The sequence below is a fragment of the Nocardia acididurans genome (genome assembly GCF_016741815.1).
GTDB classification, from domain to species: Bacteria; Actinomycetota; Actinomycetes; order Mycobacteriales; family Mycobacteriaceae; genus Nocardia; species Nocardia acididurans.
In genome coordinates this window covers 140,189-152,996 of record NZ_JAERRJ010000013.1, presented here as the reverse complement: position 1 = coordinate 152,996, position 12,808 = coordinate 140,189, and the positions used below count along the sequence as shown (strand labels likewise).

Below are 12,808 nucleotides of genomic sequence, written 5' to 3'. Positions count from 1 at the left end.
TACGAGCAGTCGAATACGTTGCTACGCAACAGCTTCGACCCTCTTAAACCCGCAGCGTGCGCGGGGTTTCCGCGCCCAGTTAACATGGATGTCATATTTTCGAATTTAATTAACATCGGTTGACGAGGTCCCACGGCCTCGTCTACCGTCTGTTTCAGATTTCAATCCACGTACTGCATCTTCGACGCAGCAGTGCATCGCCGTGGTGAAGTCTTCAGTTCCGTGTGGGGGGACCAACGGGAGTAGTCGATGAATTCACCGTCAATTTCGTCCGCCGTGTTCGAAAACTGGATCGAACTGCTGGACGCGCGTGCCACGAAGAATGGCGAGGAAGTAGCCTTCGCATTTCTCGACGACGAGGGCCGGGAAGCCGACGCACTCACCTACCGTGAACTCGACGAGCGCGCCCGAGCGCTCGCACACCAGCTGAACTGCACAGTTTCCGCAGGTGACCGCGTGTTGCTGCTGCATCCGCCGGGGCTCGACTATGTGGTGTCGTTCTACGCATGCCTATATGCCGGTGTCATTGCCGTACCGCTTTTTCCGCCGCAGCGCTCACGTATCGAACATATCGATGAGGTGGCTCGCGACTGCGCGGCGAGCGTGGTGATCAGCACCTCGAATGTCTTGTCCGGAATGCGGGAAACTCCGGGTGACACATATCTGGAGTCACTGCCGAGAATAGCTTCGGACACCGAAGCAGTAGATCGGGAATTAATTTCCATAATTCAACCCGATACGTCGAGTATCGCTTATCTGCAATATACGTCGGGGTCCACATCGGCCCCGAAGGGCGTCATCATCACGCACGGCATGATGCTGCAGCAGTGTGCGGAACTGGCGCACACCTGGGGTGTCGACGCCGGCAGCGTGGTGGTGTCGTGGCTACCGCACTTCCATGACTTCGGGCAGGTCAGCGGCGTGCTGCTACCCGTGTACAGCGGCATCCGGGCGGTGCTGATGGCACCCGCCACCTTCGTCAAGAATCCGATCCGCTGGCTGTCCGCGGTCTCCATGTACCGCGGAACCCACAGTGGTTCACCGAATTTCGCGTTCGACCTGTGCGCGGAGAAGACCACGCCCGAGCAGCGCGCCGAGCTCGATCTGAGCAGCTGGCGCATGGTCAGCAATGGCGCGGAACCCGTGCGGAAGGCGACCCTGGACCGCTTCCAGGAGACCTTCCTGCCGTGCGGCCTGCCACCGACCGCGGTGACGCCGGGCTACGGCTTGGCCGAGGCCACCCTCAAGGTCGCCTCGGGCACCTCGCAATCGCCGTACGTCGCAACCCGTTTCGACAACGAGGCGCTGGGACGGCGCAAGGTGGTGCCGGGCGGCATGTCCCCCGCGACCGAACTCGTCGCGTGCGGCACGGCCACTCTTCCCACCGAAATCGCCATCGTCACACCGGAATCCGGGCTGCGGGTGGCCGACGGTGAAGTCGGCGAGATCTGGGCCAGCGGCCCGATCGTCGCCCCCGGTTACTGGAACAAACAGCAGGACAGCGCGGCCGTCTTCCGCGCCCGGATCACCGGCGCCGACGACGACCGCACCTACCTGCGCACCGGCGACCTCGGGTTCATCCATCAGGGCGAGCTCTACATCTGCGGTCGCATCAAGAACCTGATGATCGTCAACGGCGTCAACTACTACCTCGAGGATCTCGAGGCCACCGTGGTGAACTGCGACGAATCCCTGCGCGCCGGAGCCGTTCTCGCGTTCTCGGTCGACCGCGACGGCCAGGAGAGCCTGGTCGTGGCCGCCGAACCCCGCGCCGAGGATCTGGATCCGGAACAGCTGGTCGCGGTGATCCACGACGCCGTCGCCCGGATACACGGGATCGCGCCGAGCGCGATCGTACTCATCGCCGAGGGCACCGTGCCCCGAACCACCAGCGGCAAGCTCCGCAGGCAGCGATGTCGAACCGACTACCTCGCGGGTGCGCTCAGCGAGGTCTACCGATGGGAGGCCACCGTGCCCATGGACAGCCCTGCTCTCGAAACAACCTCTGCGGCAACCGAATCCGGATCCACCGGCATGCCCTCCATGCGTGAGCTGGTACAGCAGGGCCTGTTGGCGACGACGCGGACCTGGATCGCCGAGCGCGCCGGGCACGCGACGGTCGACGAGTCCCGTTCGCTGGCCGAACTCGGCCTCAGCTCGCTGGATCAGATGACCCTGCACGAACACCTGGAAACCTGGTCGGGCAAGCGGTTCCCGCCCGAGCTGATGTGGGATGCGCCGTCGATCACCGAGATGACCGCCGCGATCGCCGAGAGCATCACCGCGCCTGCGCAATCCGTGGATCCCGCGGTGGGGGCCCGCTGATATGAGGCTCAAATCCGCCGTCGCCGGCCTGCCCTCGCGCACGGTCACCAATGCCGATATCACCGCCCTCATCGCCGAGCACAGCGCGGCCGGTTTCACCGGCGATCTCGATGACGCGCTGCGCAAGGTGGAGTACTATCTGAAGTTCGCCGGTTCGGATTCCCGCCGCTGGCTCGACGCGGGCGAGCGTCCCATCGACCTGCTGCGCACGGCCACGAACAAGGCGCTCGCCCAGGCCGAGGTGCGGCCTCAGGACGTCGATCTGCTGATCTACACCGGCATCGGCCGCGGCTTCATCGAACCGGGCGGGGCGTACCACACCGCCGCGGCGATCGGGCTGGACAACGCGCACTGCTTCGACATCCTGGACGCCTGCATGAGCTGGACGCGAGCGGTGCAGGTCACCGAATCCCTGTTCCGCAGTGGGCAGTACCGCACCGCGCTGATCGTGAACGCCGAGTTCAACCTGCGCTCGGGTGGCGTGGTGTTCCCGCACCTGTTCCGCATCCCGGAACTCGCCGCGCTGGAATCGATCTTCCCCGCCTACACCCTCGGCGAGGCGGCCACCGCCACGGTGCTCACCGCCGAGGAGCACGAGCCGTGGGAGTTCCGCTTCGCCTCTCGCCCCGATCTCGCCCCGCTGTGCAATGTGACCATCGAGGGGTACGAGGGCTTCTGCGATCCGTCGGACAAGCTGGCCGCGAACGGCGTCGGCTACTTCACCTCCTACGGCTTCGAGATGCACGAGCACGCCGACGACGGATTCGCGGTCTTCGAACGGCTCGACCCGCCGGTGGACGAGGTGAAGGCGCTGTTCACGCACGCCTCCAGCAAGCGCTACTGGCAGGGTATGGCCGACAAGGTCGGGCTGGGCTCGGCCATCCATCACGTCTTCGACCGGACCGGCAACGTGGTGTCCGCCTCGGTTCCCACCGCCATCGCCTCGGCGCTCGAGCAGGACCTGGTGCGGCCCGGCGATCGCGCTGTCGGCTGGGTCGGCAGTGCCGGAATGTCCTTCGGCGCTTTCACTTTCGTCTTCTGACGCGCGATCGGATCAGGTGAGTTCAGTGTTCGGACATCTAGCCAAGGCGACCGCGTACACCGCGCTGGGCGCCGCCGAGTACTCGGTGGGGTCGATCCTGCGCAGGAACGTGGACGCCGAGCAGCGGCGCGCCGACGCCATCCTGGCGTTCCTGCTGCGTATGGGGCCCATCTACATCAAGATGGGGCAGATCGCGGCCACCCGGTCGGATCTGCTGCCGCCGTCGTGGGTCGACACCCTGCGGGTGCTGCAGGATCAGGCCCCGCACATGTCGCCGGCCGAATCCCGGGCGGCGCTGGAGCGGGAGTTGGGCGGGCCGCTCGAATCCACGTTCCGCTCCATCGATCTCGTGCCGATCGCCAGTGCCTCGGTGGCGCAGGTGCATATCGGCGAGCTGCCCGACGGGCGCAAGGTCGCGGTCAAACTGGTGAAGAACGCCGTGCCGGAGCAGATCGACCAAAGCCTCACGGCCATAGGCTCGCTGGTGAAGCTGGTGCACCGGGTCACCCCGCCGGTGCGCGAGCTCGGCCTGCCCGGCCGCTTCGAGGAGGTGGCGCGCCTGCTGCGCCCCCAGGCCGATATGACCTACGAGGCCCGCCAGCAGCAGCGTATCCACCACAACTTCAAGTCCCACCCGTATGTGCTGGTGCCGTCGGTGATCCCGGAACTGGTCACCGCGCGCATGCTGGTGATGGAGTTCATGGAGGGCATCCCCGGAAAGCTGTCGCGCACAGTCGATTTCCCGGATGATCAGCTGGCGCGCCGGCTGCAGGACGTCATCTACACCATGCTGTACATGCACGGCGTCTGCCACGGCGACCCGCATCCGGGCAATGTGCTGTTCACGCCCGACGGCAGGCTGGTGCTGCTGGACTACGGCGTCACGGTGGAGCTCACCGAGGACGAGAAGTGGGGGCTGTCGTCGTTCTACTACGCCTGCACCCGCAAGGAGTGGGATATCGCGATCGACCGCTTCACCCGGTACTTCGTGATCGCCGGGGACAAGCTGGAACGCGAACGCGCCGCCTACGACGCGCAGATGGCCGAGGTGCTGAAGTTCCACTTCGACGTCAGCTCCAGTCAGTGGTCCACCATCTCCTACTTCAATGATGTGAACGCGATTCTGCGCCAGTACGATTCGCGCTACACGACCAACTTCACGAAGGTCGAGCTGGTCTTCCTGTCGTGTGAGGGCTTCGCCACCCAGATCGATCCGAACATCGACATCTGGGCCAATGCCCGCAAGTTCACCGACCGGTACTCGCCGTATATGAACGCGGAGGTGGAGCGCCGCTTCACCGTCGACTTCGAACGGCAGATGCCCGCCTCGCTGAAACTGCGTGACCGCGCCCGCGATACGCTCGTCGCGCCGACCCATATCGACCGGTACTTCTTCCCGAGCGGGTTCCCGGTGTTCGTCGCCGAGGCCTCCGGCGGCAGCGTCACCGACTACGACGGCAACCAGTACATCGACCTGTCCGGCGGTTACGGTCCGCACCTGCTCGGCTACGCGCATCCGGCGATCAACACCGCCATCGCCGAGGGCACGGCGCGCGGACTGGTCAACGGCATCGGCAACCGCGCCGAGATCGAACTGGCCGAACTGCTGGTGGACGCGTTCCCGGCGGCCGACAAAGCGCTGCTGTGCAATTCGGGCACCGAGGCCATCCAGTTCGCCATCCGCATGTGCCGCGGCTACCGGCGCAAGACCATGGTCGCCAAGTTCGAGGGCCACTATCACGGCTTCTCCGATCAGGGCATGGTCAGCTCGTGGTTCCGGTTCGCCGGGGACAAGCACCGGCCCGAGCCGGTGGCCGGTTCCCAGGGCGTGGACCCGGGCGCGGTGTCCAACACGGTGGTGCTGCAGTACGGCGACATCCCCGGCCTGGCCCGGCTGCGCGAGCACGCGGACGACCTGGCCTGCGTATTGCTCGAGCCGATGCCCACCTCGGTGGTCGCGTTGCACCACGACTTCCTGGCCGAATTGCGTTCCCTGTGCACCGAACTCGGCATTCCGCTGATCTTCGACGAGGTGGTCTCGGGCTTCCGCGTGGCCTACGGCGGCGTCCAGGTGATGGCGGGCATCGAACCCGATATCACCGCCCTGGGCAAGGTGATCGGCGGCGGGCTGCCGTGCGGCGCGGTGATCGGCAAGGCCCACCTGATCGACACGGCCAAGAGCTCGCAGGACCCCTACTACGACTACGAGAACAAGGTTTTCGCGGGCGGCACGCTCAGCGGCAACTCGCTCACCTGCGCGGCCGGGCTCGGCGCACTGCGGCATCTGCGCGACAACCAGCACATCTACGCCCAGCTCGAGGAGAATACGCAGCGGCTGGCGGATCTGATGCGCGAGGCGGCCGAACAGCGGGGGGTCGCCTGCCGCATCAATGCCCGCAATTCCATCTTCTCGCTGAACTTCAGCCACCGCGAGGCGGGCCTGTACCGGGAACGTATGGCGGGCAGCAACTTCAAGGCCACCATCGCGCTGGCGTACTACATGCGCAAGCACCAGGTGTACCTGCCGGAACTGCACAGCTTCCTGATCAGCGCGGCGCACACCGTCGAGGACCTCGATCAGGTGGCGCACGCGTTCGAGAAGAGCCTCGACGAGATGCTCGCCGATCAGCTCTTCGTCGTCTGACCACACCTCCCACGAATTTCTAAGGATCGCAATGAATTTCATGACCAGGGAACGGGAGACGACGGAGCGTTTCCTGCCCGGCCTCGACGCCAAGCTCGCCGCTATGCCGCTGGAGCTGCTCGAATCGGCCGATACCCCGGCACTGGCGCTGTTCCGGGACGCGGGCGGCACCGGACTGCTCATCGGCGCGGAACGCGGCGGCTGCGGCGCGAATCTGGCCGAGGCCGCCCGGGTGCACCGGGCGCTCGGCGCGCGCTCGCCGTCACTGGCCATCGCGGTGAACATGCACTCGTGCACGGTCGCCGCCATGCCGCCCGGTCCGGCCGGCGACATGATGCTGGATATGGTCGCCCAGGCGCGGCTGTACCTGGCTTCGGCCTTCGCCGAAGGGATTCCGGGGGCGAGCGTCATCACCCCGAAGCTGCACGGCGAGCGCGTCGAGGGCGGCTGGAAGATCAGCGGCAGCAAGAAGCCGTGCAGTCTGTCCAAGTCCATGGACATCCTGACCGCGAGCGTGCGGCTACGGCCGGACGGCGAAGCCGCGGATCAGCTTGCGCTGGCGGTGATTCCGGCGGCCTCGCCCGGTATCGAGGTGCGCCCGCTACCCGGCGTCGCGGTCTTCCCCGGCTCGGAGACACACGAGGTGGTGCTCACCGATGTGGCGGTCGCCGAGGACGCGATCTCGTTCTTCGGCGGCTCCGACGACACTCTCAACGACGCGCTCAGCGCGGCGTGGCTGACCTTCAGCGTCCTGGTCTCGGCCTGCTACCTCGGGATGGCCAGCGGGCTGGTGGAGCGGGTGCTCGACGGCCGCAAGGGCACCGCCGCCGACCGGATGGCCATGGTCGGCGATCTGGATACGGCGATGGCGGCCATCGAAGCCGTGGCGAACGAGATCGCCCAGGGCGCAATCGATCCCGGCACAGTGGCCCGCGCGCTGCATCTGCGCTTCGCCACCCAGCGCGCCATCGAGCGCACCTCCGGCCTGGCGACCGAACTGCTCGGCGGCATCGCCTTCATGACCGGTGACTCCGCGCAGCTCTACACCGGCTGCCGGGCACTGGCCTTCCATCCGCCGTCACGCATGAACATCGCCGAGCCGCTGGACCGATTCGTGGCCGGCGAGCCGCTGATCGTCGCCTGACCGGTACTGCCGCAGAACAGGATTCGAGGTTCACACCCCATGACCATCGACGTCGGGAGCGCGGTCGTCCAGATCGGGCGCGGGCCCACCGGCACGGCCCTGGCGCGGCAGCTGCTGCCTGCCATGCCGCCCGGATCCCGCTATGTCGTCATCGACCGGGATCCGGCGGCACACCAGCTGCCGTTCGGGTCGCCGGAGCCGACGCATCTGATCAATACGCGCGCCGCGAAATCCAGCCTGAACCTGGGCGATCCGGACGAGTACGCGCGCTGGGTCACCGAACAGGCCGCGGCCGCCGGGGAATCCGTCACCGAGTTCCCGGCCCGGTACTGGTTCGGGCGCTATGTGCGCGACATGTTCGACCAGGCGGTGAAGGAGGCGACGGCGGCCGGGGTCACGGTCGATGTCGTCACCGACGAGGTGGTCGGCGTGCGGCCGGGCCGTGATCGGCGCTGGCGGGTGGAGTGCGCGAGCGGGCAGGTATTCGACACGCACCGGGTGGTCCTCGGGATCGGCATGCTGCCGCAGGCGGACCCGTACCCCGGGATCGCCGGGGCGGCAGGGTATTTCACCGATCCGTGGCAGCTGCCGCAGCTTCCCGCCGAGGCGCGGGTCGCGGTGCTCGGCACCCGGCTCACCGCCGTCGATACCGCGCTCACCCTGGCCGCACGCGGGCATACCGGGCCGGTGCTGCTCGCCTCGCGCTCCGGTCGGCTGCCCCGGCTGCGCGGCCCGGAGACCACCGCGCCGACTCCACACATCGAGGCGTGCATGGGCCGGGCCGCGGCGGCGGGATCGTTGCGGCTCACCGACTTCGGGCGTGCGCTCATGGCCGATATCGAAGCCGCCTCCGCGCAACCGCCGGACTGGACCGAGGTGCGCGACGGCGGCCCGACCACCCGGGATCACCTCGCTCATGAACTGGCCGAGGTCGAGGCCGGGATCGAACGCGGCTGGCAGCAGATCGTCAACGGGGCCTCCCCCACCCTGCTGCCCGCCTGGCAGCTCCTGGTCGAACCGGATCGCGCCGAATTCTTCGAGAAATGGCTGACCCCGCTGCTGGTACACGGCGCACCCATCCCAGCCGAGACCGCACGCCGCCTGGTGAGCGCCATGGACGCCGGGCAGCTCCGGGTGCGTGACGGCCTGCACAATGTCCGGCACACCGGCGACGGCTTCGCCGTACACCTCGGTGACACAACGGAATTCGCGGACGTCGTGATCAACGCCACCGGCGCGGGCACCGACGCCGCCGCCCTGCGCACCCAGCCGATGCTGGCAGGCCTGCTCGACGCCGGGCTGCTCGACGCGCATCCGCTCGGCGGCGTGCGGGTGCATGTCCCGACCTTCGAGGCGCTCGACCGCACCGGGACGCCGGTGCCGGGACTGCACATCCTCGGCGACCTGATCCGCGGCGCGGTGCTCGTGACCAACGATGTCATCGCGCTGTCCTTCCAAGCTGTGCTGCTCGCCACCGCTCTGCGCACGAACGACGACGAAGGAGTGCGACCGTCATGACCACCACGCCGACCCGCGCCAAGGGGCCCGTCCTCGCGGTGCTCTGCCTGTGCGTCATCGCGATCTACATGGACGCGATGATCGTCAACCTCGCACTGCCCAGCCTGGTACGCGAATTGGGTTCCAGCACCAGCGGTTTGCAGTGGATCGTGGACGCGTACGCGCTCACCTTCGCGGCCCTGGTGCTGGTCGCGGGCAGCCTCGGCGACCGGTTCGGCCGGCGCGGCATCCTGCTGGGCGGGCTGGTGGTGTTCACCGTCGCGACCGGGGCGGGCGCACTGTGCGACAGCACCGAGCAGCTGATCGCGGCGCGCACGGTGATGGGTGTCGGCGCGGCCATGATCTATCCGTCGACGCTGTCGATCCTCACGAACGTGTTCACCGAGCGCAAGGAACGCGCGGCGGCCATCGGCGTGTGGGGTGCGGTGTCCGGGATCGGCGTGGTGCTCGGGCCGATCGTGGGCGGGCTGCTGCTGGACCACTTCTGGTGGGGCAGTGTGTTCGTCGTCGTGGTGCCTGTCGGCGTGGTGTGCCTGGTGCTGGTGGCGCTGCTGGTGCCCGACTCCCGGGATCCGCACGGGCGCGGGCTGGATCTGCCCGGTCTGGTGCTCTCGACGGCCGGGCTCGGCGTGCTCGTGTACACCATCATCGAAGCGCCGGAACAGGGTTGGCTCTCGGCCCGGACGCTGCTCGGGTTCGCGGGCGCGGTGCTGCTGCTGGCCGGACTGGTCTGGCGGGAGCTGACGGCTCGCGCGCCGATGCTCGATGTGCGGCTGTTCGGCAACCTCCGGTTCTCGGCGGCCTGCGGCATCATCACCATCACGTTCTTCACGCTGAACGGCTTCACCTTCCTGGTGACGCAGTACTTCCAGTTCCTGAAGTCCTATACGCCGCTGGGCGCGGGCGTGCGGCTCATCCCGGTCGCGGTGGCGATCATCATCGGGTCGGTGCTCGGCGGCAAGCTGACCGTCAAGCTCGGCACCCGCGCGGTGGTGACGGCGGGGCTGATCCTGATGGGAATCGCCTACGCCTGGTTCGCCTTCGACGACGCGGCGACCGGCTACCCGATCATCGCCGCGCAGATGGTGGTGATCGGCCTCGGCATCGGCGCGGTGGCCATCCCGGCGACCGAGGCCATCATGGGCGTGGTGCCGGCCGCCAAGGCCGGTGTCGGCTCCGCCATGAACGATGCCACCCGGCTGCTCGGCGGCGCGCTCGGCATCGCGGTGGTGGGCAGCGTGCACCACTCGCTCTACACCGGCGAACTCTCCGACGGCAGCGTGAAGGGCGTTCCCGCAACGGTTCTGGACGCCGCCCGGGATTCCCTGGGCGCGGCGCTGCAGCAGGCGGCCGGGCTGCTCGGACGCGGCCAGACCGACGCGGCCGAGGCACTGCGCACCGCCGTGCGGGACGCGTTCGTGCACGGCTTCCAGATCACCTGCCTGGTGGTGACCGCGGTGTGCGCGGTCGCCGCGGTGATCGCCGCCGCCCTGCTGCCGTCCTCGCCGCCACCGCCGCCGGTGACCTCCGACGACCCCGAATCCGATCTGACGGACGCGACGCAGGCCTGAGCCGCGCACGCTCCGCGAAGGGTGAACGACAGTGACAACCGCAGAGACGACCAACGACCGCTGGCTGCTCTACAGCACCTGTGACGAAGATTCCCGCTCCGAGATGCGGGCGCTCGACATCACCGAGAACGACGATGTGCTCGCGGTGACCGGCAGCGGCTGCCGGGCCCTGAGCCTGGTGGTGAACAACCCGCACACGGTCACCTCCATCGACAGCTCGCCGGGCCAGACCTACCTGCTCGAGCTCAAGCTGGCCGCCATCCGGCACTTCTCCTACGACACCCTGCTGGAATTCCTGGGCGTCGACGAATCCACCAGTCGCTGGCGGCTTTTCGAGGAGTTGAAACCGCACCTGTCCGACGGCGCGGTCGCCTACTTCACCCGCTACCGCAAGGCCATCGTGGGCGGCGTACTGCTGGCGGGCCGGCACGAACAGCTCTACGTGCGCCTGGTCGCCCCGGCCATGAAGCTGCTCTACGGCCGCGCCATGCGGGATCTGTTCGCCGCCACCGACCTCGCGACGCAGCGGCGGATCTATCGCGGCCGGGTCGACGGCGTGCTGTGGCGCACCATGATTCGCCACGGCTTCACCGAGCGCACGCTCAAGGCCGTGCTCAACGACGACTCCTACAATGTCGTCACCGACGAGAAGTCCTGCGGCGACTACGTTCTGGAGCGCCTCGACCACACCTTCGAGAACCATCTCGCCGGGGAGAACGACTGGGTGTCGTTCATGTTCCACGGCCGGTACCCGCGCCGGGATGTATTGCCGCACTACCTGCTTCGCGAGAACGTGGAGGCCATTCGCGCGGCCACCACCAAGGTGAACGTGGTGCGCGGCGATCTCATGGAGCGGCTGCGGGCACTGCCGGACGGATCCGTGGACAAGTTCTCGCTGTCCGACGTGACCAGCTGCATCGACCGCGACCAGTTCGCCACCCTCATGAAAGAGGTGGTGCGGGTGGCGCGACCGGGTGCGCGAATCTGCTACCGCAACTTCCTGTCCCGGCACACCCCGGCCGCGGACCTGCGACAGCTGCTGCACCGCGAGGACGAGCTGTGCGCCCAGCTGTACTTCGACGACTACGCCTTCGTGTACCAGTTCGAGATCTACACCGTCGGCGCGGATCAGCGGTAGCGGCGTGCGAACCACACCTACGGAACCGGGAGCAGCCATGACGGATCGTGCGGGAGTTGCCATGAGACAGAACATCATTCATTCGCGGACGCTGCGGATCATCGTGGCCGCCGCCGCCCTGGGCGGTATCGCCGCCGGGACCGCGGCCTGCGGCTCGGACAGTTCGGACAGTCCGGCCACCACGACCGTCGGCAGCACGGTCGCGCCGACGACCACGACCGCGCCGGTGTCCACCGTGGCGTCCGAGCCGCCGGCCACCGCGCCTGCCGCGACAACCGAACCGCAGGCCGTCGCGCCCGCGCCGCCGGTGCAGACCGTCGCGCCGCAGACCGTCGCGCCACAGAATCCGGCCCCGCAGAATCCGGCGACCCGGAATCCGGAGCCGCCCGCGGCCGAGGCGCCGACGCTGCCCGATCCGGGCTTCGAACCCAGGGCCGGCTACTGATCGACCGGAGATCGCATCCGGTGCATTCGACAAGGAAGAGCATGACGAATTCGACCCGCCCCGCCATGCTGGGCGCTGCCGCCGTCACCATGGCCGCGGCCCTGCTGTCCGCACCCGCGCCATACGCCGGAGCCGCACCCGTCGACGGCGGGAAATCCGTTGTGGTGATGGGTGATTCCTTCACCGCCAACGGCGATATCGCGGCCGCGCTGGAGAACACCGCGCCCGGCGCACAGCCCGACTGCTCACACGGTGCCACCTCCTGGCCCACCCAGCTGGCGCAGGGCATGGGGCTGTGGGACTCCAGCGATTTCGTCGACGCCTCCTGCCGTGGCGCGACGCTGGTGAGCGGCCCCGGATACACGCTGGTGCACGAGGCCCGGGAGGTCGACGCCCAGGGCGCGTTCGGGCCGCGCACCAAGGCCGTGCTGATCCAGACCGGACTCAACGACTCCTGGGGCGACAACCAGGTGAAGCTGCGCCAGACGCTGCTCAACTGCGTGCTCGACGTGATCCGGGGCTGCGGTCCCGAGGCCGCGGCCGAAGGTCGCGCGACCGACTATCGGGGCCTGACCACCGCCGAATACGTGCGGCGCGTCAAGCCCGTCGTCGACTACGTCCGCTTCTACGCGCCCAATGCCCGCATCATCTTCGTGGGCTACCCGGAAATGAACGCGCCCGGCTCGAATACGTGGTGCATCAATGTGCTCGGCGTCGGCCAGATCGTGCAGCAGCGCGCGGGGTCGGCGATCGAACTGTGGAACCGGGTCGATATCGCGCAGCGCGAGGGCGCGCAGCAACTCGGCGTGGAATTCTTCGATGCCAGGGCCGTCACCGCGGGGCACGGCCTGTGCACCGCCGAACCGTGGCTGGCCGGAATCCTGGATCCCGCAAGCGAATTCATGGGCACACCGGTGCACCCGTCGGCCCGCGGTGACGCCGAGGTGGCCGCGGGGCTGCAGCGGATGATCGCGGGCTGAT

At 67.9% G+C, this 12,808-nt stretch carries 9 protein-coding genes; all 9 read left to right on the top strand.

Going from position 1 to position 12,808, the window contains the following annotated elements; all coding sequences use genetic code 11:
• The first annotated feature begins 249 nt into the window (after positions 1 to 249).
• Complete coding sequence (locus tag JK358_RS30985) at positions 250 to 2,325, top strand: AMP-binding protein (RefSeq protein WP_201954707.1); 2,076 nt, start codon at positions 250 to 252, stop codon at positions 2,323 to 2,325.
• 1 nt (position 2,326) lies between these two features.
• Positions 2,327 to 3,367 (top strand): 3-oxoacyl-[acyl-carrier-protein] synthase III C-terminal domain-containing protein, encoded by a 1,041-nt coding sequence (locus JK358_RS30980; RefSeq protein ID WP_201954706.1) that lies wholly within the window; start codon positions 2,327 to 2,329, stop codon positions 3,365 to 3,367.
• Between the two features lie 25 nt (positions 3,368 to 3,392).
• Positions 3,393 to 6,011 carry an aminotransferase class III-fold pyridoxal phosphate-dependent enzyme gene (locus JK358_RS30975; protein WP_201954705.1) on the top strand — a complete coding sequence of 873 codons (2,619 nt, stop codon included), beginning with the start codon at positions 3,393 to 3,395 and terminating at the stop codon, positions 6,009 to 6,011.
• A 40-nt stretch (positions 6,012 to 6,051) separates the two neighbouring features.
• Entirely contained in the window at positions 6,052 to 7,155 is a 1,104-nt protein-coding gene (locus JK358_RS30970; protein ID WP_232852177.1) for an acyl-CoA dehydrogenase family protein, read from the top strand.
• A 39-nt stretch (positions 7,156 to 7,194) separates the two neighbouring features.
• A complete protein-coding gene (locus JK358_RS30965; protein ID WP_201954703.1) occupies positions 7,195 to 8,673 on the top strand; it encodes an FAD/NAD(P)-binding protein in 1,479 nt (492 codons plus the stop codon).
• Positions 8,670 to 10,244 (top strand): MFS transporter, encoded by a 1,575-nt coding sequence (locus JK358_RS30960; RefSeq protein WP_201954702.1) that lies wholly within the window; start codon positions 8,670 to 8,672, stop codon positions 10,242 to 10,244. The genes JK358_RS30965 and JK358_RS30960 overlap by 4 nt, the downstream gene beginning before the upstream one ends.
• 31 nt (positions 10,245 to 10,275) lie before the next feature.
• Positions 10,276 to 11,382: a DUF3419 family protein gene (locus tag JK358_RS30955; RefSeq protein ID WP_307817820.1), complete on the top strand. Its 1,107-nt coding sequence runs from the start codon at positions 10,276 to 10,278 to the stop codon at positions 11,380 to 11,382.
• A 61-nt stretch (positions 11,383 to 11,443) separates the two neighbouring features.
• Positions 11,444 to 11,827 carry a hypothetical protein gene (locus JK358_RS30950; protein WP_201954701.1) on the top strand — a complete coding sequence of 128 codons (384 nt, stop codon included), beginning with the start codon at positions 11,444 to 11,446 and terminating at the stop codon, positions 11,825 to 11,827.
• A 41-nt stretch (positions 11,828 to 11,868) separates the two neighbouring features.
• The gene (locus JK358_RS30945) at positions 11,869 to 12,807 is read left to right on the top strand and encodes an SGNH/GDSL hydrolase family protein (protein WP_201954700.1); all 939 of its coding nucleotides are present in this window, start codon (positions 11,869 to 11,871) and stop codon (positions 12,805 to 12,807) included.
• Position 12,808 lies beyond the last annotated feature (1 nt).